This is a genomic window from Dactylosporangium maewongense, from assembly GCF_039531485.1.
Taxonomy (GTDB): Bacteria; Actinomycetota; Actinomycetes; order Mycobacteriales; family Micromonosporaceae; genus Dactylosporangium; species Dactylosporangium maewongense.
The window spans coordinates 296,555-318,715 of the sequence record NZ_BAAAQD010000005.1 but is presented as its reverse complement, the minus strand read 5'-3'; the positions used below and the strand labels follow the sequence as shown (position 1 = coordinate 318,715).

Genomic DNA, 22,161 nt, shown 5'->3' with positions numbered 1-22,161 from the left:
GCTGTGCGGCGTGGTGAGCCGATTCGTGGACGAGCGGGAGATCACCGACGCCGGTGAGCTGAGCCCGGTCGAGCGTGAGCAGCTGCGTGCGGCCGGCCGGCTGTACGACGGCGAGGACCTCGACGCGGAGGCCCGGCTGTCCGACGACGACCAGGACGAGTCCGGCTTCCGCGGGTTCTGCTGGCTGTGGCGGGTGGTCGACGGCGACGAGCCCAGGTTCGACGCGTGGCTGTACCAGGTGGACAGCGGCACCATCTTCCGCGCCGGCACGACCGAGGTCGTCGCCGAGGTCATCCAGTTCGGCCTGGAGTGCGACGACCAAGACGTGCGCCGGGAACTCGGTCCCGCGATGGTCGCCGCCGGCATCCTCCCCAAGTCGGACTCGTCGTACCCGGAGTTCGCCGACCTGCTCCGCGCGCAGGAGCAGTAACGGACCGCGCGCAGGAGCTGTAGCGGACCGCGCGCAGGAGCTGTAGCGGATCCTGAGCAACCCTGGACGCCGCCGTCGGTGTCAGGTGGTTGTGGCAACGGATGTCGAGGGCAATCGCGCGTACGTGACGGGGTGTCGCTGCTGGCGCTGCTCGACGAGCTCCCGCCCCGCCGCCGTGCCGTGGTCGTGCTGCGGTACTGCTGCGACCTCTCCGTCGAGGAGACCGCGCGGGAGCTCGGGTGCAGCACCGGCACCGTGAAGAGCCAGGCGGCGCGGGCCCTCGACACGCTGCGGGAGCGCATGTCCGTCCAGGAGGAGTCACCATGGACCAGCTGACCGACGAACTGCGCCGCCTCGACCCGCCGCACCCGCCGTCGCGCGTCGACCTCGACGCCGTCGTGCGCCGGGCGCGCCGCCACCGGACCAGGACCCGGTTGCTCGTCGCCGTCGCGGCGGTGGTGGTCGTCGCGGCGGCGGCCGTGCCGCTGGTCGTGGACCGGGACCGCGACGGCGGCGCCGCCGCGCAGCCGCCGGCGACGTGCGAGCCCACCGGCGCGGCCACCCGGCCGCCGGCGAGCACCGAGGCGGAGGACGCGGCCCGGCGGCTCCAGGCCGTGACCGAGGGCATGCTGACGCCGGCGCTCGCCGAGCCGCTCGGCCGGGCGCTGCCGGGCGCGACGCTGCAGGACGCGATCAGCTGCGAGCGGGGGATGGCGTTCCACGCGGACGGCGGCCGGTTCGTGGCGGCGGTCGTCGCCGCCGACGCCGCCGGAGTGTCCCGCGTCGACGCCGAGGTGTCGAAGGAGGCCGAGCCCGCCGGGACCGGGTGCGCCGCCGGCAGCACCTGCGAGCAGAGCGTGGAGGCGGACGGCACGGTCGTCGTCCGGGTCACGGCCGACCTCGGCGGCGGAGCCGTGCGGCGCACCGTCGACGCGTACCGGCGGGACGGCGTGCACGTCCGGGTCTCCGCCGCGAACTTCGAGACGGGCGCGGACGGCGCCGTCACCACGACCCGGCCCGAGCTGCCGCTGGACATGACGCAGCTGGTCGGCCTCAGCCGTGCCGAGCACCTGACGCTGTGACCGCGATCCGCTCCAGGTGCTGCAGCAGCGCCTCGGTGTCGGCGGGGGAGATGTGCGCCGTGTCGGTGTGCGCGGTGCAGCGCAGGCCGCCCGGGGTGTCCTCGACGTCGAGGATCATCGGCTCGAAGCCCGGCGCGTCCCGGCGGACCGTCCAGTCGAACACCGTCCCCGGCAGCACCGCCGCGATCTCCGCCGCCGTCGGGGCCGGGCCGCCCGCGCCGGGCGACGGGTCGCGGCGGTCGTTGAGGAAGCAGCCGATCTCCAGCCGCTCGCCCCGCTCGGCGCCGACCCGGTCGACGAGCGCGAACAGGTCCCGCTGGTCGAAGTACGCGTGCTTGTAGGCACTCATCGTCGCCCGCTTCGCATGCGCCAGCACCTCCTCGAAACCCCCGCCGCCGGCAGCGGAACCGGCAACGGAGCCGGCAGCCGCAGCGGAGCCGGCAGCCGAAGCAGCGTCGGTGGCGGCAGCGGAGCCGGCGGCCGAAGCAGCGTCGGTGGCGGCAGCGGAGCCGGCGGCGACCGGCACCTGGCAGAGCCCGGCCTGCACGGCGGTGCAGACCACGTCGGCGAGGCCGGGGCGGAAGCGGTTGCTGACCAGAGGGCGGACGACGACCGGGTCGACGCCGCACGTCGCGTGCACGGCGAGGGCGAACACAGCGAGCAGCACCGCCGACGGGTCCGCGCCGGTCCGCGCGGTCAGCGCCCGCAACGCCAGCGGCAGCGCCGCCGAGTCGAGGACGCCGCGCCAGTACCGCGGCCGCTGCGCCGCAACAGGCTTGCGGAAGCGCGCCGGCGGCATCGTCCGCAGGATGGACTCGAAGTGCCGCTGCGCGGCCTCGTTCTGGCGGCGGCCGGCCGGGGACAGCTGCCACTGCGCCTGGTCGAGGGGCTGCCGGCCCTCGACCGGCGCGGCGGGCCGCGCGGCGACGTCGCGGAGCATCGCCTGCGCGCCGGCGCCGTCGGCCGCGAAGTGCGAGATGAGCGCGACGACGTGACTCGGCACGCCGCCGTGCAGCACCGCCGCCATGCGGATCGGGTACTCGGCCGTGAAGTCGAGCGGCGCGTCCCGGAACCGTGCGGCGACGAGATCGGCCAGGGCGGACGGGTCGGCGCCGTGCGTCTCGTACACCTGCAGCGCCGCCGAACCGGAGGCGTGGACCTCCTGCGTCGGGGTGCCGCCGCCGGGCGGGATCCGCAGCAGCGTCCGCAGTGACGGGTGCCGGCTCAGGTGGTGCCGCAGCTCGCCGGCGAGGTCCTCGACGGTCGTGCCGGGCCGCACCGGCAGCGCCCCGCCGATCGGCATCCAGTGGCCGAGGCTCGTGACCGCGTTCCAGCTCTCGATCTGCCCCCAGGACAGCGGCCCGCTCCCGGCACCCGGCCCTTCGAAGACCACCGGGACGTGATCGGCCACGGCACAAGCGGCGGCCGGGACGTGATCGGCCACGGCACGAGCGACGGCCGGGACGTGGGCTTCAACAGGCGCGTGGTTCATGGCGGCGGAGCCTAACGATGCAGGCGCGCACCTTTCAGTATCCTGTCGACGGCGTTGCGCGGCCCGTGGACGGCGATCCCGGCGAGCCGGAGATCTGCCTGGTGCACGGCCCGGACGGCGGCCCGGTTGTCCTCGTCGTTGCCGGTCTTGAACAGCTCCTCCGTGAACGTTGCACACGCGACCGACCGTTCCGCGTGCGCCGCGTGCTGCAGGGCCCTGCGGTGCGCCACGGCGAGGGTGGTCGCGTCGCCCTCGAAGACCATGACGGGCTGGCCGAACATCGGCAGGTACCGGTTGCCGTCGGCGTCGGCGTAGTCCTCGCCGAGCAGCTGCGGCGCGGTGCCGGCGATGCCGCTGACGACGAACGCGGTGACGTTGAGGCGCTGCCAGACCGCCAGGTCGTCCCGCAGCAGCACGGCGATCTTCGTGGGAGACGTCATGCGGTCAGCGTGCCCGGGCCGGCCGGGGTGGTCTTGTACGTTGTGCACATGGAGCTCGTCACCGCGTGGCGGCCCAGCGTGCCCGGGATCGCCGAGGTGTTCCACGCGCACTTCGTGGACCACGCGTACCCGCCGCACGTGCACGACGCGTGGACGCTGCTCATCGTCGACGAGGGCGCGATCCGCTTCGACCTGGACCGCCACCACCGCGGCGCGGCCGGCGCGTCGGTGACGCTGCTGCCGCCGGACGTGCCGCACGACGGGCGGGCCGCGACCGGCGACGGGTTCCGCAAGCGGGTGCTGTACCTGGACACGACCGTCCTCGACGCGGGCCTCGCCGGCGCCGCCGTGGACCGCCCGGGCGTCGACGACCCGCTGCTGCGGCAGCGCATCCACCAGCTCCACCTGGCCCTGGACGCGCCGGGTGAGGAGCTGGAGGCGGAGAGCCGGCTGACTCTGATCCGCGACCGCCTGCAAGGACATTTCGACCGGCACGCCACGCCGGGCCCGCCCGCACGGGGAGTCGCGGGCGGGCTGCGGGAGCTGCTCGACGCGCGGACCCGCGAGGGGATCACCCTCGTCGAGGCGGCCGCGCTGCTGGGGTGCCACCCGGGGCACCTGGTCCGGTCGTTCACCGCGACCTTCGGCCTGCCGCCGCACCGGTACCTGGTGGGCCGCCGGGTCGAGCAGGCCCGCCGGCTGCTGCTCAGCGGCCGCCGCCCCGCGGACGTGGCCGCGGAGGTCGGGTTTCACGACCAGTCACACCTGCACCGGCACTTCGTCCGGCACGTCGGGGTCACCCCGGCCCGCTACGCGGCCCACGGTGGGGTGCCGAAGACGCTGCCGTCGGCGCGGTAGGCGGTGAACCCCGCGGCGACCGAGACGTACACCTCGGCGGGCTCGCTGCCCGGGTTGTGGGCGGCGATCGGCGAGCCGGCCGGCACGACGACCGAGTCGCCGGCGCCGAGCACCTCACCGCCGGGCGTGACCCGCAGCTGCCCCGACAGCACCATGAACACCTCGTCGCGGTCGATGCTGTGCGGCATCGACTCGTGGCCCGCGGCGACGGTCAGCCGCCACGCGCACACCTGGTGGGACCCGTTGCTGGGCCCCGAGAACACCGTGAACCTGGATCCGTCGAGCTCGAATCGCGGCGCGTCGGCCGCACGGACGATACTCATAGTTGTCCCCCTTGAAGGTCGCCTGCAAGGTCTCCTTGAAGGCTGCCCCCAAAAGCTAAACCAGGTTTCGTACTTTGTAAACGGGGTTTCGTATGTCTGATCTCACGCCCGACGAACTGCGCGCGCTGCCGCTCGGCCGGCTGCTGCTGCACGCGCACCGGCGGGCCCAGGCGGCGTCCCTGGCCAAGCTGCAGGCGGGCGGGCACGGCGAGATCCGCCTCGGGCACGTGCCGGTGATCACGAACCTGGACCCGGCCGGCATCAGGATCACGGACCTGGCGGCGAAGGCTGGCATGACCCGGCAGATGGCGGGCCGCCTGGTGAAGGAGCTCGAGGCGAGCGGCTATGTGTCGAGCCGTCCGGACCCAAACGACCAGCGGGCGGTGATCGTGGCGCTGACCGACCGTGGCACGGCGTTCCTCGCCGACGCGCCGGCGGCGATGGCGGCGGTCGACGGTGACTTCGCGGCCCTGCTGGGCGCGGACGAGCTGGCCCGCCTCCGCGAGTCGCTCCTGCGGATCAGTGCCACCTGAGTGGCCCGTCCTTGATCAGGTAGCGGATCTGGTCGTCATGGCGACCGGATCCGCGATCCGATCACCGCAGGGCGAGGGGAGCGGGGAAGAGGTCAGGCGGCGTCGGTGGCCAGGCGGAGCTGGCGGAGGCGCCGGTCGGCGGCGGCGGCGTTGCGGTGCAGCCGGTCGGTCTCGGCGCTGAGCAGGTCTCGGCCCGGGACGGTGAGCCGGTAGTAGCGGCGCAGCCGGGACGCGACGACCTCCTCCCGGTCGACCTCGATGAGGCCGTCCACCCGGAGCCGGTCGAGGATGCCGTAGAGTGTGCCGGCCTGGAGGCGGACGCGGTCGTCGGAGATGCGCCGCACGTCCTCCAGGACGCTGTAGCCGTGCTGCGGCTCGGCCGCGAGCGCGGTCAGCACGAGGAATGTCGGTTCACGTAACGGTACGCCAGTCATGCCCATCACTATATTCAGCTCATCGATATATGACATCGACCGATCGGTCATCCGCTCGTGACGGAGATGTTCGTCAATCCTCCGGTGGCGTTGGTGACGCTGTTGGAGGAGTAGACCACGTTGAGGTTTCCGGCGCACTTCGAGGTCGACGTCACGTTGACCGCGTAGCGGCCGGCGCCGCCGAGGTCGGACCTGTTGTCCCGCCACACGTTGCCACAGCCGGAGCCGGCGACCGGGTTGTGGGTCTCGTACCCGTTGGCGAACGTGCCGGGCGGCGCGAACGTGCCGGTGTTGCCCTGGATCAGGTAGCCGGTGCCCTTCACGTCGACCCACGAGTCGGCGGAGTTCTGCCCCGCGATGCCCCGGCCGTCGAACGTGTTGCCCCGGATCACCCCGCCGAGGGTGCCTTCCTTGACGTCGATGTGCTCCGCGGCCACGTACGGGCCGATGTGGTTGTCGAGCACCTGCACCCGGTCGGAGCGGTCCACGCCGCCGGTGTTGCCGTGGCAGGCCCAGTTCGAGTTCGCGGAGCCGAGGTAGACGCCCTCGCCGTACGCGGGCTGCGCCGTGCCGGTGTACTCGATCGTCGAGCCGCGGAGCACTCCGTCCGAAGAGGACCGTCTGAAGTGGACGCCCTCGTCGCCGATGTGGTGCACGTACAGGCCGTCGAGCGTGACGTGCGGCGAGTCGTCGACGACGACGCCCTTCTTCGCGTTCGCGACGGTGAACCCGCTCAGCCGCCAGTACGGCGCGCCGGCGAGCCAGAAGCCGTAGCCGGGGTCCCAGCCGGGCGTCGGCACGGGGCACGACGGGCCGCTGCCGGCGCTCGCCGGGTTGGTCAGGACGGCGGTCCGCGGGCCGGTGACGGTGATCGGCGCGGCCGCGGTGCCGGGCGTCGTGCCGATGAACGAACCGTCGTACACCCCGGGCGCGAGCCGGATCGTCTGGCCGGGCCGCGCGGCTGCCAGGGCCGCCTCGAGCTGCGCGGCCGTGGAGACGTCCACAATGGACCCGGAGGGAGGCGGGGATGACGGCGGGGATGAGGGTGGAGAAGAAGGCGGGGAAGAAGGCGGAGTGGACGGAGGCGAGGAAGGCGCCGGACCGCCCGCACACGGCAGGCCGTTGACGGTGCAGTTGACGGGCACACCGGTGCCGCTGACGTTGAACCCGAACCGGACCGTCGCGCCGGCGGCCACGGCACCGTTCCACGAGGCGTTCGCGAAGCGGTGGTGCTGCCCGGTGCTGGTGCGGGTCGAGTCCCACGAGCTGCTGACCGCCGACCCGGCCGGCAGGTCGAACTCGACCACCCAGCCGCTCGCCGCCGCGTCGCCACGGTTGGTGACGGCGAACTCGGCGCCGTACCCGCTGCCCCACACCGACGTCTGCGCGAACGTCGCCGTCAGCGACGCCGCCGCGGCGGCCGCGGTCAGGGGTGCGAGCAGCAGGACCGCGGCGCCGGCGGCGGTGAGAGCCGGCAGCACCGTGCGAGAGATCCGCATTGACCAGCCTCGTTCCGCATCGCAGCGTCCGTCTGGCTGATTAGTTAACAGTCTTTACAACTCTTGGTCAATGCCTCGCCAGTACGGGAGCGCTATCAACACGAAATGTAGCGTGATGAGCGCGAACGGTCAGAACGCCAGGGCGAGGTTGACGAGGGTGGCCGAGCACGCGTGGACCTGCTCGATCGACACCTTCTCGTCGGGGCAGTGCCCGTAGCCGACGCCCGGCCCGTACTGCACGGCCGGGATGCCCCCGATGTTCGTCAGCAGGCGCAGGTCGGAGCCGTACGGCGCGCCCACGACCGCCGGCTCGGCGGCGAACGGGGAGCCGGCGTGGGTGGAGGTGTGCGCGTCGAGGACCCGCCGGACCAGGTCGGTGCCGGAGGGGCAGCGGCCGGACGCGAACTGCCCGCCCCACCACTCGACCGTCACCGGGTGCTCCTTCAGCCACGGGTCGGCGGCGCACGCCTCCGCGACGGTCCGCTCGAACGCGGCGCGCGCCTCGTCGACCGGCTCGTCGAGCGCGACCCCGAAGCGGCCCTCGGCGACCAGCAGGTCCGGCACCGTCGACGCCCAGTCGCCGGCCCGCACGGTGCCGATCTCCAGGGGGTACGCGATGTCCCACCGCCGCATCATCGGGTCGACCGACCGGTTCCGGGACGCCTCCAGGGCCCGCAGCACGGGGAAGATGAGCTGGAACTTCTCGACCGCGCTCACGCCGCTGGTGCGGGCGCAGGCGTGCGCGGCGAGGCCCGGCACCCGCAGCCGGAAGGTGAGCGCGCCGCCGTTGGCGGCCAGGACGTCCAGCGCGGTCGGCTCGGTGATGACGCACGCGTCGGCGCGCCAGCCGCGGTCGAGGGTCGCGTAGGTGCCCAGACCCCCGTCCTCCTCGCCGACGACCGCCGCGAGCAGGACGTCGCCGGGCAGCCGGGTGCCGCTGCGGTGCAGGGCGAGCAGGGCGGCCAGTGCCGCGGCGAAGCCGCCTTTCATGTCGCAGGCGCCGCGGCCGTACACGTGACCGTCGGCGACCCGCCCGGAGAACGGGTCGTCGGACCAGGTCGACAGGTCACCGGGCGGGACCACGTCGAGGTGCCCGTTGAACATGAGCGTGCGGCCGCCGCCGGTGCCGGGCAGCCGGGCGACGAGCCCCCACGCCTCGGACCGCTCGACCTCCATGCCGGGGAAGTCGGGACGGCCGGCGAGCTCGGCGACGGGGATCTGCCACAGGTCGGTCTCGACGCCTTCCGCCGCGAGCAGGCCGGCGACGTGACGCACGATCTCCCCCTCCGCTTGGGTGCCACCCACACTGGGTACGCGGACCAGGTCGACGAGCGTGCGGATGGTCTCGTCGCGGGAGCTGAGGAGAGCGTTGTGGACGTCCATCCGGGCAATGTATGTCGTTGACGCTGCTGTCGTACAACATCCTGACCGGCGCGAGCGGCGGGCGGCTGGACGCCGTGTGCGAGGTCGTCGATGCTGCGGCGCCCGACGTCGCCGCGGTGCAGGAGCTGCGCGGCGACCCGCCCCTGGCGGAGCGCACCGGGATGAGCCTGCACGTGGCGCCGCCGCGGACCGGGCAGCCGGTCGGGCTGCTGGTCGCGCCGCGCCTGCGGATCCTGCGCCGCGGCGCGGTGCCGGGAAGCTTCCATCACGGGGCGGCGTGGGTGGAGATCGACACGGCGGCGGGTCCGCTGACCGTGGTCAGCACGCACCTGTTCCCCTATTGGGGCAGGATCCGCCTGTACGAGGCCCGGCTGCTCGCGGCCTTCGCCGGGCGGCGGGAGCGGGTCGTCCTGATGGGCGACTTCAACTCGCTGTCCCCGTCGTCCGGCCCGCCGGGCGACGTCCGGCGGCGGCACCGCACCTGGTTCGGGCGGGGCGGGGTGGACACCCGGGCGATGGCGCTGCTGGCCCGCCGCGGCCTGGTCGACGTGTTCCAGGCGGTCGGCGAGGGGCCGGGCTGGACGGTGCCGACGGCGCTCGGCGGCGAGGAGTTCACGCGGGCGCGGCTGGACTACATCCTGGCGTCGCCGGCGGTCGCCGGGGACTTCAGGACGTGCCGTGTGGTGACCGGCGGCGGGACTGCGTCCGCGTCGGACCATTTTCCGGTGCTGGCGACGTGCGCGACGGACCCCGCGGGTCGATCTGCTCCTTGACCGGCGCCGGTCTGCGGTGCCCGCCGAGCGGCGGGTTCGCGACCCAGTGGATCACTGGCCCCTGGCCGGGTGCGGGCAGCCAGCCCAGAAACCGCGTCCACAGCTGGTCGGCGCCCAGCTGGCGCAGGTCCTCGGCGGCGTCGGCGACCCGCAGCGCCATCATCGTGCGCAGCGCGGCGGGGCTGTCGCCGTGCTCCGCAACGAGCTGGTCGCGCTTGGCCTGGCACGGCCACGGCTCGCGACATCCCGTGCACAGCCAGGTCGGCCGGGCCGGGATGTGCGCGATTGTCACCCCAGACTCCCGGGCCGGGCGAGCTCGAGGCGTCGCAGGGCGTAGACGAGGACCGAGTTGCGGGCGGCGACGTACTGGTCGCACGGCCACGGCTGGTGGCAGTCGCGGCACTGCTCCGCACGGTGGAGTTTGGCGGCCAGCCAGCTCTTCGGACGGGGCTGGTGGCGGCGGCGCTGGCGGACGAGCTCTTTGAGGTCCATCGCGGGGGGTCCTTGTCAGGTCGCCGATGTGGGGTGGGTGGGCAGCTCACGACGGAGCGAGGTGTGCAGGACGTGCTGGTGCGTCACCAGGGGGGTCCGGCGGCGCTGGGTGTGGCGTTTGGCGCGGTACATGGCGGCGTCGGCCCGGTGCACGGCATCGGCGAGGTGCGCGCTGGGCTCGACCGGGACCAGCCCGACCGACGTGCTGACCGAGACGACCTGACCGCCGAGCCGCATCGGGGCGGCGAGCATGTCGGCGAGCCGGGCGGCCTGCTCGTCGGGCTCCCCGTCGCGTTCGGGGATGAGGCCGGCGAACTCGTCGCCGCCGAGCCGGGCCACGATGCCCCGTCTCGGGCCCTCGCCCGCGCACGAGGCGAAGCGGTGCCCGATGGTGACCAGGACCTCGTCGCCGGCGGAGTGCCCATAGACGTCGTTGATCTGCTTGAACCCGTCGACGTCGAGCACCACCGCGACCAGGGGGTGCGCGTGCGGGTCGCCGACGAGCTCGGCGCCCCGTGAGTAGAAGGCCCGGCGGTTGGGCAGGCCGGTCAGCGGGTCATGGCAGGCGGCGTGGCGCTCCGCGGTCAGCTGGCGCCGCAGGCGGGTCACCCGGCGCTGGGACACCCACGCCGCGCACGCTCCGGCCGCCACGGCCGCACCGGCCAGGAAGGCGAGAGGGTCCATGCGCGCGTCCTCCAAGATCGTAGCTGGGGAAGCCACCCGATCATTTGGGCACGAACGTCCGGTTCTGGTCACAAATTGTGAGCGTCCCCGCACATTCGCACATGCGCTAGCATGCGCGTTATCGGCTGCATACGCAAGAGCCGATGCACGTGCAGACGCCGATTCTCGGCAAACTTTCAACTACATGTTGCAGAGAGATGCCCATGGAACAGACGTACAACGGGATGCCGGCCGGCGAGCTGCCGGGCGTCACCTGGCAGAAGAGCCGCCGTAGCAACCCCAGTGGCAACTGCGTCGAGCTGGCCCCGCTGCCCGGCGGGACCGGCTTCGCGATGCGCAACTCGCGCGACCCGCAGGGGCCCGCGCTCATCTACACCTACGACGAGATCGCCGCCTTCATCGCCGGCGCCCGCGACGGCGACTTCGACAACCTGCTGGACGGCTGAGGATGTGACGGTCGGGGCGGGCTCGCTGGAGATACCGCCGATCGATGCGAGCCCACTCCCGCTTACTGTCGGGTCATGGCATGCTTACTCCGGCTCGCCCACGGGACGGCTCCACCATGGGACGGTTCGCCAGGACGGACCGCTCAGGAATGGATCGCCGCGGGGACAGTGGGTGACAGGGCAGTGTCCAGGACTCGGAGGCAGTAGGTGACGACCGGAACACCGGAAGGCGGCGCGGCCGGAGGCCCCACGGTCCTCCGGATGCTGCTGGGCGCCCATCTGCGCCGGCTCCGTGAGGCGCAGGGCGTGACCCGTGAGGACGCCGGCTGGGAGATCCGCTCGTCGGAGTCGAAGATCAGCCGGATGGAGCTCGGCCGCGTCGGCTTCAAGGAGCGCGACGTCGCCGACCTGCTCACCCTGTACGGGCTCGACGACGACGAGGAGCGCACCCGGCTGCTCGCCCTCGCCCGCGACGCCAACAACCCCGGCTGGTGGCACCGCTTCGGCGACGTGCTGCCCAACTGGTTCCAGTCCTACCTCGGGCTCGAGGCCGCCGCGGCCCTCATCCGCACGTACGAGGTCCAGTTCGTGCCGGGCCTGCTGCAGACCAAGGAGTACGCGCGGGCCGTCGTCCTGCTCGGCCACGGCCGCGCCAAGGCCGACGAGATCGACCGCCGGGTCGAGCTGCGGATGGCCCGCCAGCAGGTCCTCACCCGCGCCGACGCGCCCAAGCTGTGGGTCGTCGTCGACGAGGCCGCGCTGCGCCGCCCGATCGGCGGCACCCACGTCATGCGCGGCCAGGTCGACGCGCTGCTGGAGGCCAACACGCTGCCCAACGTGCGGCTGCAGGTCATCCCGTTCAACGCGGGCGGCCACGCCGCGGCCGGCGGCGCGTTCACCATCCTGCGCTTCCCGGACCAGGACCTGCCCGACGTCGTCTACATCGAGCAGCTCACCAGCGCCCTCTACCTCGACAAGCGCGACGACGTCGACCTGTACGCCGAGGCGATGGAGCGGCTGTGCGTCGAGGCCCGCCCGCCGACGGAGACGCAGAAGGTCCTCGAGGAGATCCGGCGCGATCTCGAGGCATAGCAGAGGCGTAGCAGGGGGTAATTTCCCTTGTATGGGATCTTTGTCAGGAACCGTCGCACTGGTCACCGGCGCCTCCAGCGGGATCGGTGAGGCGGCCGCCCTCTCGCTGGCCTCCCGCGGCGCGGCCGTCGCGCTCGCCGCCCGCCGGGCCGACCGGCTCGCCACGCTCGCGGAGCGCATCCGCGCCGACGGTGGCACCGCCCTGGTCGTCGAGGCGGACGTCACCGAGCAGTCGGCCGCCGTCGCCGCGGTACACCAGACGGTGAGCGAGCTCGGTCGCCTGGACACCCTCGTGAACAACGCCGGTGTGATGCTGCTCGGGCCCGTGGTCGACGCGCCCGTCGAGGAGTGGCAGCGCATGGTCTCCGTCAACGTCATGGGGCTCATGTACTGCGCCCACGCCGCGCTCCCGCACCTGCTCGCCGCGGCGGCCGACGGTCCGCGCCGGGTCGCCGACATGGTCAACGTCAGCTCCGTCGCGGGCCGGGTCGCCCGGAACGGCAGCGGCGTCTACAACGCCACCAAGCATGCCGTCGGCGCCTTCAGCGAGGCACTCCGCCAGGAGGTCACCGGCCGCTACGTCCGCGTGTCACTGGTCGAGCCGGGGGCCGTCGCCACCGAGCTCGCCGGCCACAACCGCCCCGAGATCCTGGAGGGCCTCAACCAGCGCTTCGCCGACATGCAGCGCCTCGAGGCCGAGGACATCGCCGACACGATCACCTACATCATCACCCGGCCCCGGCACGTCGCGGTCAACGAGCTGCTGGTGAGACCCACGCAACAACAGGCCTGAATCCCGTTTGCTCTGCTCAAGGGCGGGCACGAGATGGACGAACGCGACAATCACGAGTTCTTCGGAGGAACGAATGAGTGGCGTGACCGAGACCATCGACGTCCACGTGCCCGTGCGCACCGCATACAACCAGTGGACGCAGTTCGAGTCCTTCCCGCAGTTCATGAGCGGCGTCGAGTCGATCAGGCAGGTCGACGACCGCCGCACCCACTGGGTGACGAAGGTCGGCGGCGTCCGGCGCGAGTTCGACGCCGAGATCACGGAGCAGCACCCCGACGAGCGGATCGCCTGGAGGAGCGTCGGCGGCGACACCAAGCACGCCGGCGTCGTCACCTTCCACCGCCTCGGCGACCGGGACACCCGCGTGACCGTCCAGCTCGACTGGCAGCCCGAGGGTGTCGTGGAGAAGGCCGGCGCCGCCGTCGGCGTCGACGACCTGCAGGTGAAGGCCGACGCGAAGCGCTTCAAGAAGTACGTCGAGGAGCACGGCGCCGAGACCGGCCAGCGGCGGGGCGACGACCCGCGCGCGGGTCTGTAGCCCGATCTCGTCGCAGGTTTCAGTCGCAGGTTTCAAAGGGGGCGCCGCTTCTCGCGGCGCCCCTTCCCGTGCCGCTCAGCGCAGCGCGCGCTCGATCCGGTCCAGGGCGTCGTTGCGGGGGGTCGCGCGGTCCAGGAGGTTGGCCTGGCCGGAGGCGAGGATGCCGGCGACGACCGGGGTCTCGGCCTTCTCGATCTCGCGGTCGGCGGCCTCGGCGGCGGCGCGGGCGATCTGTGCCGCCTCGCGGCCGGGGAGCGCCTGCCACGTCGGCAGGAGGGTGTGGTTGAGCGCGTCGTCGTACCACGGCGGCACGCTCGGCGGCGGCAGTTCGCCGGAGCGCCAGCGCCGCACCAGGGTCTGCGCCCACCGGTCCCAGAACGCGAGCTGGGCGAGCACGGTGGCGACGCTCCAGCTGGGGGTCACCGGCCGGGCGAGGTCGTCGTCGCCGAGGGAGTCGATGAGGGCGGTCAGGCGTTGCCGCGTGGCGGCGTTCTCGTCCAGGGGTACGCGTTCCACTCCTGCAACGGTAAGGGCGCCGGTGCGGGTCCGCACGGCGAGCGCGACGGCCGATTCCCGCCAGCCTCGAACCCCTTGCGTGGGACAGGATCGGGGCATGTTCACAGTGCACGCGATCGACCCCGCGATCCTGGAATCGGTGCGGGGCAAGGGAATCGACGTCTCCGGCAACCCTGTCGTGGAGCAGGACGCGAGCGGGGGCGAGCCGCTGCGGTGCTGCCTGCGTGACGCGGTGGCGGGGGAGCGGCTGATGCTGTTCGGGTTCGAACCGGTGCTGCCGGCGAGCCCGTACCGGGAGATCGGCGCCGTCTTCGCCCACACGCGGCGGTGCGACGGGCCCGCCGGGACCGGATACCCGGAGGGCTGGCGCGGCCGGTCGCAGGTGCTGCGGGCCTATGACGCGCGCGGATGGATCCATCCCGCGACCCGGGTCCACGACGGCGAGGACCCGGAGGGCGTCATCGCCGACGTGTTGTCGGATGCGGCGGTGGTACGGGTGGACTCCCGCAACGTCGCCTACGGCTGCTTCATGTTCACGGTTACCCGATCTGTTTTGTAGGGAAATCGCCCTGAAACATTGACGGGCGTGCGCACGTCGTGATCTGATCCCGACCCAGAGGATTTTTCACATTCGATGGGATCGAGGAAACCGCCGTGTCCGTGTTCCGTCGTACCGCGCTCGTCGTGGCGGGCGTGCTGGTCTCCGCCGGCGCGGCGGTCGTGCCGGCGCTGCCCGCCGCGGCCGCCCTGCCGACCGCCGCCGTCGCCCTCGGCGACAGCTTCATCAGCGGGGAGGGCGCCGGCAGCTACCAGCCGGTCGTCGACGTCAACGGCGTCGCGCAGCCGTTCCCCGGCTGGTCGGCGCCCAACACCAACGCCTTCTTCTGCCACCGGTCCGCCAACGCGTCGCTCAACCAGGCGGCGCTGCCCGGCATCCAAGCCCGCTTCAACCTGGCGTGCTCCGGCGGGCGCCCGCACGACATCGCCAACCCGTCCGGCGCCCGCGACAAGGGCCGCTCCGTCGCCGCGCAGCTCGACCAGCTCCGGGCCGTCGCGCAGACCCACGACATCGACCTGGTGCTGATCGGGCTCGGCTCCAACAACAGCTCGTTCACGTTCGGCGACGTGGCCGAGAAGTGCGCGAACCGGTTCATCGCCGACGCGTGGACCGGCTGGTGGGAGTTCTGGGCATACCTGAACGGCCCGGTCGAGCAGGAGCCGTGCACGGCCGCCGACCTGGCGACCGCGGCGCAGGTCCAGGCGGCGACCGCCGAGACGATCGCGGCCGCCCGGCAGATCATCGCCACCCTCGACCAGATCGACGCCGACGGGCAGCACCGGGTGGTGTTCCAGGACTACACGAACCCGCTGCCGCTGGACCTCGACCAGACCTACTGGGAGGAGGACGGCCGGCAGGACGACCGGGACAAGTTCCGCGACCTCGGCGCCGAGCGGTACGCCGCCGGCTGCCCGATCCACCGGGCCAGCCTCGCGCCCGGGCACGGCTTCTCGCAGGGCCTCGGCACGATCGTGCGCACGACCCGGGACACCCTCGCCGCCGAGTTCCCCGGCGACGACCTGGTCTACCTCGACGTGCAGCACGCCTTCGACGGCGCGCGGCTCTGCGAGCGGTCCGGCAGCCCCGGCAACGCCCTGGCCACCCCGATCCGCCTGCAGGACGGCGCCTCGGGCGTGTTCGTGACCAGCCTCGCCGGCAAGGACAAGATCGCCATCCAGCGGATCGCGAACACCTGCGTCACGTACTTCCAGACCTGCCAGGAGTCGTGGCACCCCAGCGCCGCCGGCCACGCCGTCCTCGGCAAGTGCCTCACCGGCGCCGCCACGGCCACCGCCCGCACCGTCACCTGCACCCGTAAGCCCGACGGCACGATCGTCACGGCCTGACCCACCGGGCGCCCCTTGCTACCCCGAACGGCAAGGGGCGCCCGGGCTGGTGCTGGTGGTCCGGGCTCAGGGCTCGCGGACCAGGAGCGCGCGGGCGGCGCGGCCCCACGCCGCCTCCACCGGCTCCTCGATCCACAGCCTGAGCCGCGCCGGCACGCCGGTCACGACGAACCCTGTCTCAGCCCCGCCAGCCGTCGGCGACGACCGTGATCGAGGCGTTGATGCTGACGACGGCGCCGATGCGGTGTGCCATGGCGGGCGCGCTACCGGCGCAGGGCGCGCTCGTAGCAGACGGACAGGGCGGAGCCCGCGTAGACGCCGAAGAGCGGGATCTCGTGGTAGCCCTCGCGCCGGTAGAAGCGCTGGGCGTCGGGCTGCTCCGTGCCGGTCTCCAGGCGCAGCGTCGTCCAGCCGCGGGCCAGGGCGGCGTCCTCCAGTCCGCGCAGGATCGCGGTCGCGACGCCGGTGCCGCGGGCGTCCGGGACCACGTACATCCGCTTGACCTCGGCGGAGGTCGCGTCGAGGTGCCGCAGCGCCCCGCAGCCGACCGGGCCGCCGCCGGCCGTCGCGACCAGGAACAGGTCGATGTCATCGCCGGACGGCGGGCCGCCCGGCTCGTGGTCGTCGCTGCCGTAGCGGGCGTCGAGCTCGGCCCGCTGCGCGGCGCGCAGGGCGGCCCCGTCCAGGTCGTCCCAGGCCCGCTCCTCGATGATCCAGTCGGTCATGGGTGGTACCGTAACAGTTGTTACGAGACGGATGGAGTGCGACGCGTGCCACACGAGGAGCGGCTGTCGAAGGCGGTCTGGGACGTCCTCGCGGAGCAGGGCCTGGAGCGGCTGACGATCCGCGCCGTGGCCGCCGCCGCGGGCTGCACGACCGGCCTCGTCATGCACCGGTTCCCCAACCGGCGGGCGCTGCTGCGGCACGCCCGGCAGCTGCTGCACGAGACGACCAAGGCCCGCGTCGAGACCCTGGAGGCCACCGCGGCCTCGCCACGGGCCGCGCTGCGCGCGATCCTGCACCAGGGGCTCGCCCTCGACCCGCAGACGGTCGCGGAGAGCGCCGTCTGGCTCGGGTTCCTCGCCGCGGCCGTCGCCGACGAGGAGCTCACCGACCTGCACCGGGTCAACAGCCGGGCGTGGCGGACGAGGGTCGGCCGGCTCGTCGAGGCGTGCGGCCCGCCGCAGGACCCGGCCACCGTCACCGTCGCGCTCATCGCCATGGTGGAGGGCGCGGCGGCGTTCGCGGCGGCCGACCCGTCGGCGTATCCGCCGGCCGTACAGGAGGCGATGCTGGACTCCGCGCTCGCCGCCTTCGGCCTGTCGGAGGACCCCGGCGGGCGGCGCTAGCGCGGGCTCTTCCGGCGGATCGTGTACTCCAGGCGCAGGAACGGCAGCCCGAACACCGCGAACGCGTGCACGGCCCGCAGCTCACCGTTCTCGACGTACACGTCGAGCTCCTCGGCGAAGCCGCTCACCGCCAGGGTCGTCAGCTCGCGCGTCTGCGCGTCGATGTGGCTCAGGTAGTGCCCGGTCTGCCCGTCGTGCGCGGAGCTGGTGAGGACCAGCCCGTGCTCGCGCTGCCGTGGCGCGAGCGTCGCGGTGAAGTTCGCCTGCGGCAACGGGAAGCCGACGCTGACATAGCCGCGGCCCTCATGCCGGTACGTCGTGTAGATGCCGACGTAGATCGGCTCGTCGGTGTCGGCGTAGCTGCGGATCCAGCCGCGGGTCTGCAGGCCGTCGCCGGTGGTGACGGTGTCGATGCGGCTGCGGACCCCACGCAGCGCCTCCCGCTGGTTCATCGGCACGTTCGCCTGCCCGAGCGGCCGGGCGACGAGGTTGCGGTACAGCAGATACCCGGGCCGCACCCAGGCCCGCCAGCGGGGCACGATGTCGAGCGTGAACCGGGTCGTGTGCTCGTAGAACTCCCGCACGAGCGGCGGCACCGCGCCCGGGTCGAATCCGGGCCCCGCGAGGACGTCGAGGTCGGCGACGATGCCGACGTCCGGCGCCGCCTCCCGGTACGTGCCACCGGTCGCCTCGGCGAGCGCCCGCACGTAACCGGTGCCCACATACCTGGTCCGCGCCTCGAGGGGCACGACGAACGGCAGCCGCTCCGCCGGCACCCGCTCCGCGAGGAGGCTGACCTGCGGATCCCGGAACACCAGCTGCGACACCGTCCGGAACGCCACGACGCTCGCCGCGGCGACCTGCGCCGGCGGCCGGTCGCGCATCGCCGCGCCGACGGCGAGCCCGACCACCGGCCCGAGCGCCACCTTGTGCGGCCTGATCCCCATCGCCCCGGCGACCGCGCCGCTCGCCACGCCCACCGCGAGCGGGCTCGCGCCGGCCTTGCCGGCGGCCCACCCGACCGGTGCCGCGATCGCGCCGCTGGCCGCGACCCGCGACCACACCGCGGGGATCTCGCCCGGCCGCTGCCTGGCCCGCGCGAGCGCGTCGACGCCCGCAAGGGCGCCGGCGCCCAGCACCGCACCCGCGACCGCGCCGCGCGCCCCGCGGTGCGCCCCGAGGGCCGCGCCGGCCAGCGCACCCATCGCCGCGGCGAACCCGATCCCCTGCGCCCGCTTCGCGTCCATGGCGTCTGTTGTACACGCGGGCCGTCCGGCGGCGTCGGCCGGTCGGCGACCGCCGGGGTGTGGTGCAAATTCGTCTGATTTTTGAGAAATACCCACTTTGTCGGACAGGTGCCATAGCGTCCCGCTGGAGTAGATCAATCAAGCGCACCAGGGACCAGGGGCATGATGTCGCCGAGGAATTTCCGATCGCATCGATTGGCGGCGGCATGCGCCGTCGCGTCATTGCTGGCACTGATCGGGCTGTCCGCGCCCGCCTCAGCGGACCCCGGTGGCACCGGACGCAGCCCGGGCGCCGCGGCCCGCGTCGCCGCGCCCGCTGCCGGCGAGCCCAGCGGCAAGCCGGCCGCCAGCCGGTCCGGCAGCGCCAAGGCCAGCCCCAAGGCCAGCGCCAAGACGAACGCCAAGACGAACGCCAAGACGAACGCCAAGACGAACGCCAAGACGGGCGACAAGACGGGCGACAAGACGGGCGACAAGACGAACCTCAAGGCCAGCGACAAGGTCGGCAAGAGCGGGGCGGCGGGCAAGGGGAACCCCGGCACGCCGGCCGGCGCCGGCAGCCCGGCCGCGACGGCGCGGTCAGGCTCGGCCGCCACCAGCGCCTCCGCCTACGGCAAGACCATCCGCGGGTTCGCGCGGACGCTCTCGACGCACGCGCGGCCGGCTTCCCCGGCGCTGAAGCCGCCACCGCCGCCGCCCGTGCCCTGGCTCGGCAAGAACACCCTGGCGTCCCCGGGGACGGCGACCGTGGAGGCGACGCCGAGTCCCGGCGGAGTCGGCGATCCGCTGGGCCCGATCATCACCTCGATCGTCGAGACCGCGACGACGTTCGCGGTGGCGTGGACCCCGGTCCCCGGTGCCACGAGCTACCTGGTGAGCGTCAACGGCAACGGCATCTCCCAGTGCACGGTCAGCCCGTGCACGTTCTCCAACCTGATCTTTCCCGGCGTCAACCGGGTGGTCGTGTACGCGTACGTGGGCGGCCAACCCCGCTCCAGCGCCGTCTGGCTGGCGCAGCTGCAGGCCCCGGCCGGCGTGCCGCAGGTGACTTCCTCCCGGACCGGCACGGACATCACGATCACCTACGCGCCCGCGGTCGGCGAGACCGGCATCGACGCCTACGAGACGGACGTGACGGTCTCCGGCAGCAACCCGGCGGTGACGGTGCCGTGCACCGTGGCCACCGCCACCACCTGCACCATCGCCGGGCAGGCCGGCACGAGCTACCAGGTCAAGGTCCGGGCCCACAACAGCGTCGGCTGGTCGAGCTACCAGACCATCACCGCCACCGTCCCGCCGGTGCCCCCCGCGCCGACCGCCCAGGCCACGGTCAGCGGCACCACCGTCACGGTCACCTGGGCCGAGCAGCTCGGCGTCACCGGGATCACCGGGCACACCGTCCTGGTCAACCGGACCGACGGCGGGAGCCCGGTCCCCGTGACGTGCAACGCCCCGCTGCCGGCGCCGACGGTCGAGGTCGTTTACCCGGACGGTTGGGTGAGCGGATCGTCGTGCACGTTCACCGGCGTCGTGGGCGCCACGTACTCGGTCGAGGTCCGCAGCTACAACTCCGTCGGCCCGTCGACGGCCGGCACCACCACGGCGGTCCTCGCCAACGCGCCCGCGGCGCCGGCCGTGACGACGTCGGTCTCCGGCAGCGCGATCACCGTCAACTGGACGCCGGGCAGCAACGGCGGCGCGGCGATCACCAGCTACGTGGTGACGCTGGTGCCGCAGAGCGCCCCGCTGACACCGACGCTGCCCTGCGCCCCGCCGCTCGGCGCGCCGACGCCGCCGGTCAGCTGCACCGCGACCGGCGTGCCCGGCCAGACGTACGACGTCGCGGTCTCGGCGGTCAACGTCGCCGGCACCTCCACCGCCGGCACCGCCACCGCCGCGGTCGCCGCGGTGGCCCCGGCCGCGCCGACGGTCACCGCCGGCACCTCCGGCACCACGATCACGGTCAACTGGACCCCGAACGCCACCGGCGGCGCGGCGATCACCGCGTACCAGGCGACGCTCACCCGGCAGGGCATGCCGGCGACGGTGCTGACCTGCACCCCGGCCACGCCGACGAGCACGACCTGCAGCACCACGGGCGCGCCCGGGTCGGTCTACGACGTCGTCGTCACCGCGACGAACAGCGCCGGCACCTCCCTGGGCGGCACCGCCACGGCGACGGTGGCGGCGGTGGCCCCGTCGGCGCCGACCGTGTCGCCCACGGTCTCCGGCAGCGTCATCACCGTCGCGTGGACGCCGAACTTCAACGGCGGCGCGGCGATCACCAGCTACGTGGTGACGCTCGTGCCGCAGAGCGACCCGACGGCACCGTCGCTGCCCTGCACCCCGCCGGCCGGCGCGCCGACGCCGCCGGTCAGCTGCACCGCGACCGGCACGCCCGGCGAGACCTACGACGTCGCGGTCGTCGCGGTGAACAGCGCCGGCAGCTCCACCGCCGGCACCGGCACCATCACGGCCGCCGCGGTCGCCCCGGCCGCGCCGACGGTGACCGCCGCGTCGTCGGGCACCACGATCACGGTCAACTGGAGCCCGAACGCCACCGGCGGGGCGCCGATCAGCGCGTACCAGGTCACCGTGACCCGGCAGGGCACCCCGGCCACCGTGCTGACCTGCGTGCCCGCGACCCCGACCGGCACGACCTGCAGCGCCACGGGCGTGCCCGGCGCGACCTACGACGTCGCCGTCACGGCGCAGAACAACGCCGGCGTCTCGGTCGGCGGCACCGCGTCGGTGACCCTCGAGGCCGCGGTGCCGGCCGCTCCGGCGGTCAGCGCCTCGGTCGACGGCGGCCTGATCAAGGTGGCCTGGACGCCGGGAGAGACCGGCGGCGCGCCGATCCTGTCCTACACGGTGACGGTGTCCCGCTCCAGCGGCGCCGGCCCGGCCTCGCCGGAGTGCGCCACCGCGTCGCCGCTCGCCACCACCTGCAGTTTCTCTGGCATCCCCGGCGCCGGCTACACCGTCTCGGTGGCCGCGGTCAACGTCAAGGGCGCCTCACCGGCCGGCACGGCGTCCGTCACGGCGCCGGCGGTCACCGCCCCGGTCGTGACCGTCGTGCCCGGCGACACCACGATCGACGTGACGTGGACGGTGCCCCAGCCGGCTGGCGCGGTCACCGGGTACACCGTGACGGCGACCCCCGCGACGGGCTCACCGGTCACCGCGACGGTCACCGGCGGCTCGACGACGAGCCACAAGCTGACCGGCGTGACCAACAAGGTCACCTACCAGGTGACGGTGGCCGCGACGGTGGCCGAGGGCGACGCGACGGCCAGTGCCCCGCTCGCGGTCACGCCGGCGGCACCCGTGACGGTGCCGGCGACCGTGCCGCCGACGGCCGTCGACGGCGTCCTCACGTCGAGCGCCGGCACGGCGCTGCCGAGCGCGGGTCAGCCGACGGTCCTGGTCGGCACCGGGTTCGCGCCGCGGACGTGGGTGCAGCTGCTGGTCTTCTCCAGCCCGACCGCGCTGGGCACCGCCCTCACCGACGAGAACGGGTCGTTCAGCAAGCAGGTGACCGTGCCGGCGGGCCTGGCCGGCCAGCACACGTTCGTCTCGATGGGCACCGACCCGTCCGGCACCCTGCGGGTGCTGAAGCTGGCGGTCACCGTCGGCGCCGCCCCGGCGGACGTCTCCACGCCGAGCAGCGGTGGCGGCCTGCCCGTCACCGGCCCGTCGGTCACGCTCCTGACCCTGGCCGCGCTCGCGCTGATCGTGGGCGGTGCCGCGAGCCGGGTCGCGGGCAGCCAGATGCTCGCCGAGCGGCTGCGGTTCCGCCGGCGTCGCTGACCGGAGAAGCTGCCGGCCGGATCCCGTTCTGTGGGGTCCGGC

The 22,161-nt window shown here is 73.5% G+C and carries 25 protein-coding genes; 14 read left to right on the top strand and 11 right to left on the bottom strand.

From position 1 onward, the window contains the following. Nucleotides 1-10: 10 nt before the first annotated feature. From ABD332_RS15750 to ABD332_RS15740, 3 genes are all read left to right on the top strand, one after another. A complete protein-coding gene (locus ABD332_RS15750) occupies nucleotides 11-430 on the top strand; it encodes a hypothetical protein (RefSeq protein WP_344502637.1) in 420 nt (139 codons plus the stop codon). A 132-nt stretch (nucleotides 431-562) separates the two neighbouring features. Further along, nucleotides 563-766: a sigma-70 family RNA polymerase sigma factor gene (locus ABD332_RS15745; protein WP_425552206.1), complete on the top strand. Its 204-nt coding sequence runs from the start codon at nucleotides 563-565 to the stop codon at nucleotides 764-766. Continuing rightward, nucleotides 754-1,512, top strand: a complete 759-nt coding sequence (locus tag ABD332_RS15740) for a hypothetical protein (protein WP_344502636.1) — start codon at nucleotides 754-756, stop codon at nucleotides 1,510-1,512. The genes ABD332_RS15745 and ABD332_RS15740 overlap by 13 nt, the downstream gene beginning before the upstream one ends. On the opposite strand, the gene ABD332_RS15735 is transcribed toward ABD332_RS15740, so the two are convergent. Further along, nucleotides 1,484-2,923: a condensation domain-containing protein gene (locus ABD332_RS15735; protein WP_344502635.1), complete on the bottom strand. Its 1,440-nt coding sequence runs from the start codon at nucleotides 2,921-2,923 to the stop codon at nucleotides 1,484-1,486. The two genes, ABD332_RS15740 and ABD332_RS15735, sit on opposite strands and share 29 nt — an antisense overlap. A gap of 92 nt (nucleotides 2,924-3,015) precedes the next feature. Next, nucleotides 3,016-3,444, bottom strand: a complete 429-nt coding sequence (locus tag ABD332_RS15730; protein WP_344502634.1) for a DUF2000 family protein — start codon at nucleotides 3,442-3,444, stop codon at nucleotides 3,016-3,018. A 48-nt stretch (nucleotides 3,445-3,492) separates the two neighbouring features. Between ABD332_RS15730 and ABD332_RS15725 the strand changes: the two genes are divergently transcribed. Beyond that, a complete protein-coding gene (locus ABD332_RS15725; RefSeq protein ID WP_344502633.1) occupies nucleotides 3,493-4,302 on the top strand; it encodes a helix-turn-helix transcriptional regulator in 810 nt (269 codons plus the stop codon). Here the strand turns inward: ABD332_RS15725 and ABD332_RS15720 are convergent. Next, entirely contained in the window at nucleotides 4,254-4,625 is a 372-nt protein-coding gene (locus ABD332_RS15720; RefSeq protein WP_344502632.1) for a cupin domain-containing protein, read from the bottom strand. The genes ABD332_RS15725 and ABD332_RS15720 overlap by 49 nt on opposite strands. A 92-nt stretch (nucleotides 4,626-4,717) precedes the next feature. On the opposite strand from ABD332_RS15720, the gene ABD332_RS15715 reads away from it, so the two are divergent. Beyond that, nucleotides 4,718-5,158 carry a MarR family winged helix-turn-helix transcriptional regulator gene (locus tag ABD332_RS15715; RefSeq protein WP_344502631.1) on the top strand — a complete coding sequence of 147 codons (441 nt, stop codon included), beginning with the start codon at nucleotides 4,718-4,720 and terminating at the stop codon, nucleotides 5,156-5,158. Nucleotides 5,159-5,250: 92 nt separating this feature from the next. On the opposite strand, the gene ABD332_RS15710 is transcribed toward ABD332_RS15715, so the two are convergent. The 3 genes from ABD332_RS15710 to ABD332_RS15700 all read right to left on the bottom strand — a co-directional run bounded on the left by ABD332_RS15710 (nucleotide 5,251) and on the right by ABD332_RS15700 (nucleotide 8,474). Further along, nucleotides 5,251-5,592, bottom strand: a complete 342-nt coding sequence (locus tag ABD332_RS15710; RefSeq protein WP_344502630.1) for a PadR family transcriptional regulator — start codon at nucleotides 5,590-5,592, stop codon at nucleotides 5,251-5,253. Between the two features lie 47 nt (nucleotides 5,593-5,639). Further along, nucleotides 5,640-7,091 carry a cellulose binding domain-containing protein gene (locus ABD332_RS15705; RefSeq protein ID WP_344502629.1) on the bottom strand — a complete coding sequence of 484 codons (1,452 nt, stop codon included), beginning with the start codon at nucleotides 7,089-7,091 and terminating at the stop codon, nucleotides 5,640-5,642. A gap of 129 nt (nucleotides 7,092-7,220) precedes the next feature. After that, nucleotides 7,221-8,474 (bottom strand): ArgE/DapE family deacylase, encoded by a 1,254-nt coding sequence (locus ABD332_RS15700; RefSeq protein ID WP_344502627.1) that lies wholly within the window; start codon nucleotides 8,472-8,474, stop codon nucleotides 7,221-7,223. A gap of 17 nt (nucleotides 8,475-8,491) precedes the next feature. On the opposite strand from ABD332_RS15700, the gene ABD332_RS15695 reads away from it, so the two are divergent. Then, nucleotides 8,492-9,247: an endonuclease/exonuclease/phosphatase family protein gene (locus ABD332_RS15695; RefSeq protein WP_344502626.1), complete on the top strand. Its 756-nt coding sequence runs from the start codon at nucleotides 8,492-8,494 to the stop codon at nucleotides 9,245-9,247. Nucleotides 9,248-9,535: 288 nt separating this feature from the next. Here the strand turns inward: ABD332_RS15695 and ABD332_RS15690 are convergent, their stop codons facing one another. Together ABD332_RS15690 and ABD332_RS15685 are read right to left on the bottom strand one after the other, a co-directional pair. Continuing rightward, on the bottom strand, nucleotides 9,536-9,739 hold the full coding sequence (locus tag ABD332_RS15690; RefSeq protein WP_344502625.1) for a hypothetical protein: 204 nt from the start codon (nucleotides 9,737-9,739) through the stop codon (nucleotides 9,536-9,538). A gap of 15 nt (nucleotides 9,740-9,754) precedes the next feature. After that, entirely contained in the window at nucleotides 9,755-10,423 is a 669-nt protein-coding gene (locus ABD332_RS15685; protein WP_344502624.1) for a GGDEF domain-containing protein, read from the bottom strand. 203 nt (nucleotides 10,424-10,626) lie between these two features. Between ABD332_RS15685 and ABD332_RS15680 the strand changes: the two genes are divergently transcribed. The 4 genes from ABD332_RS15680 (at nucleotide 10,627) to ABD332_RS15665 (ending at nucleotide 13,292) form a co-directional block, all read left to right on the top strand. After that, nucleotides 10,627-10,869, top strand: a complete 243-nt coding sequence (locus tag ABD332_RS15680; protein WP_344502623.1) for a DUF397 domain-containing protein — start codon at nucleotides 10,627-10,629, stop codon at nucleotides 10,867-10,869. 261 nt (nucleotides 10,870-11,130) lie between these two features. Next, nucleotides 11,131-11,961, top strand: a complete 831-nt coding sequence (locus ABD332_RS15675) for a helix-turn-helix domain-containing protein (RefSeq protein ID WP_344502805.1) — start codon at nucleotides 11,131-11,133, stop codon at nucleotides 11,959-11,961. A gap of 31 nt (nucleotides 11,962-11,992) precedes the next feature. Next, nucleotides 11,993-12,754 carry an SDR family NAD(P)-dependent oxidoreductase gene (locus ABD332_RS15670; RefSeq protein WP_344502622.1) on the top strand — a complete coding sequence of 254 codons (762 nt, stop codon included), beginning with the start codon at nucleotides 11,993-11,995 and terminating at the stop codon, nucleotides 12,752-12,754. A 73-nt stretch (nucleotides 12,755-12,827) separates the two neighbouring features. Beyond that, nucleotides 12,828-13,292 carry an SRPBCC family protein gene (locus ABD332_RS15665; RefSeq protein ID WP_344502621.1) on the top strand — a complete coding sequence of 155 codons (465 nt, stop codon included), beginning with the start codon at nucleotides 12,828-12,830 and terminating at the stop codon, nucleotides 13,290-13,292. Nucleotides 13,293-13,367: 75 nt separating this feature from the next. Here ABD332_RS15665 and ABD332_RS15660 read toward each other — a convergent pair whose 3' ends face one another. Beyond that, nucleotides 13,368-13,808 (bottom strand): maleylpyruvate isomerase N-terminal domain-containing protein, encoded by a 441-nt coding sequence (locus ABD332_RS15660; protein ID WP_344502620.1) that lies wholly within the window; start codon nucleotides 13,806-13,808, stop codon nucleotides 13,368-13,370. A 97-nt stretch (nucleotides 13,809-13,905) separates the two neighbouring features. On the opposite strand from ABD332_RS15660, the gene ABD332_RS15655 reads away from it, so the two are divergent. Both ABD332_RS15655 and ABD332_RS15650 read left to right on the top strand, forming a co-directional pair. Continuing rightward, complete coding sequence (locus ABD332_RS15655) at nucleotides 13,906-14,367, top strand: DUF1203 domain-containing protein (protein WP_344502619.1); 462 nt, start codon at nucleotides 13,906-13,908, stop codon at nucleotides 14,365-14,367. 95 nt (nucleotides 14,368-14,462) lie between these two features. After that, a complete protein-coding gene (locus ABD332_RS15650) occupies nucleotides 14,463-15,713 on the top strand; it encodes an SGNH/GDSL hydrolase family protein (RefSeq protein ID WP_344502618.1) in 1,251 nt (416 codons plus the stop codon). A 263-nt stretch (nucleotides 15,714-15,976) separates the two neighbouring features. On the opposite strand, the gene ABD332_RS15645 is transcribed toward ABD332_RS15650, so the two are convergent. Continuing rightward, complete coding sequence (locus ABD332_RS15645; protein WP_344502617.1) at nucleotides 15,977-16,438, bottom strand: GNAT family N-acetyltransferase; 462 nt, start codon at nucleotides 16,436-16,438, stop codon at nucleotides 15,977-15,979. Between the two features lie 45 nt (nucleotides 16,439-16,483). On the opposite strand from ABD332_RS15645, the gene ABD332_RS15640 reads away from it, so the two are divergent. Beyond that, nucleotides 16,484-17,062, top strand: coding sequence for a TetR/AcrR family transcriptional regulator (locus tag ABD332_RS15640; protein ID WP_344502616.1), 579 nt, complete (start codon nucleotides 16,484-16,486; stop codon nucleotides 17,060-17,062). On the opposite strand, the gene ABD332_RS15635 is transcribed toward ABD332_RS15640, so the two are convergent. Next, nucleotides 17,059-18,309, bottom strand: coding sequence for a hypothetical protein (locus tag ABD332_RS15635; protein ID WP_344502615.1), 1,251 nt, complete (start codon nucleotides 18,307-18,309; stop codon nucleotides 17,059-17,061). The two genes, ABD332_RS15640 and ABD332_RS15635, sit on opposite strands and share 4 nt — an antisense overlap. A gap of 222 nt (nucleotides 18,310-18,531) precedes the next feature. On the opposite strand from ABD332_RS15635, the gene ABD332_RS15630 reads away from it, so the two are divergent. Then, nucleotides 18,532-22,119: a fibronectin type III domain-containing protein gene (locus tag ABD332_RS15630; RefSeq protein ID WP_344502614.1), complete on the top strand. Its 3,588-nt coding sequence runs from the start codon at nucleotides 18,532-18,534 to the stop codon at nucleotides 22,117-22,119. The last annotated feature ends 42 nt before the right edge of the window (nucleotides 22,120-22,161 follow it).

Coding starts and splice junctions, on each gene's coding strand:
- ABD332_RS15710 (WP_344502630.1), bottom strand. CDS start 5,592: ATGACTGGCGTACCGTTACGTGAACCGACATTCCTCGTGCTGACCGCG.
- ABD332_RS15665 (WP_344502621.1), top strand. CDS start 12,828: ATGAGTGGCGTGACCGAGACCATCGACGTCCACGTGCCCGTGCGCACC.
- ABD332_RS15740 (WP_344502636.1), top strand. CDS start 754: ATGGACCAGCTGACCGACGAACTGCGCCGCCTCGACCCGCCGCACCCG.
- ABD332_RS15675 (WP_344502805.1), top strand. CDS start 11,131: ATGCTGCTGGGCGCCCATCTGCGCCGGCTCCGTGAGGCGCAGGGCGTG.
- ABD332_RS15655 (WP_344502619.1), top strand. CDS start 13,906: ATGTTCACAGTGCACGCGATCGACCCCGCGATCCTGGAATCGGTGCGG.
- ABD332_RS15720 (WP_344502632.1), bottom strand. CDS start 4,625: ATGAGTATCGTCCGTGCGGCCGACGCGCCGCGATTCGAGCTCGACGGA.
- ABD332_RS15730 (WP_344502634.1), bottom strand. CDS start 3,444: ATGACGTCTCCCACGAAGATCGCCGTGCTGCTGCGGGACGACCTGGCG.
- ABD332_RS15680 (WP_344502623.1), top strand. CDS start 10,627: ATGGAACAGACGTACAACGGGATGCCGGCCGGCGAGCTGCCGGGCGTC.
- ABD332_RS15670 (WP_344502622.1), top strand. CDS start 11,993: ATGGGATCTTTGTCAGGAACCGTCGCACTGGTCACCGGCGCCTCCAGC.
- ABD332_RS15700 (WP_344502627.1), bottom strand. CDS start 8,474: ATGGACGTCCACAACGCTCTCCTCAGCTCCCGCGACGAGACCATCCGC.
- ABD332_RS15645 (WP_344502617.1), bottom strand. CDS start 16,438: ATGACCGACTGGATCATCGAGGAGCGGGCCTGGGACGACCTGGACGGG.
- ABD332_RS15725 (WP_344502633.1), top strand. CDS start 3,493: ATGGAGCTCGTCACCGCGTGGCGGCCCAGCGTGCCCGGGATCGCCGAG.
- ABD332_RS15685 (WP_344502624.1), bottom strand. CDS start 10,423: ATGGACCCTCTCGCCTTCCTGGCCGGTGCGGCCGTGGCGGCCGGAGCG.
- ABD332_RS15705 (WP_344502629.1), bottom strand. CDS start 7,091: ATGCGGATCTCTCGCACGGTGCTGCCGGCTCTCACCGCCGCCGGCGCC.
- ABD332_RS15690 (WP_344502625.1), bottom strand. CDS start 9,739: ATGGACCTCAAAGAGCTCGTCCGCCAGCGCCGCCGCCACCAGCCCCGT.
- ABD332_RS15635 (WP_344502615.1), bottom strand. CDS start 18,309: ATGGACGCGAAGCGGGCGCAGGGGATCGGGTTCGCCGCGGCGATGGGT.
- ABD332_RS15715 (WP_344502631.1), top strand. CDS start 4,718: ATGTCTGATCTCACGCCCGACGAACTGCGCGCGCTGCCGCTCGGCCGG.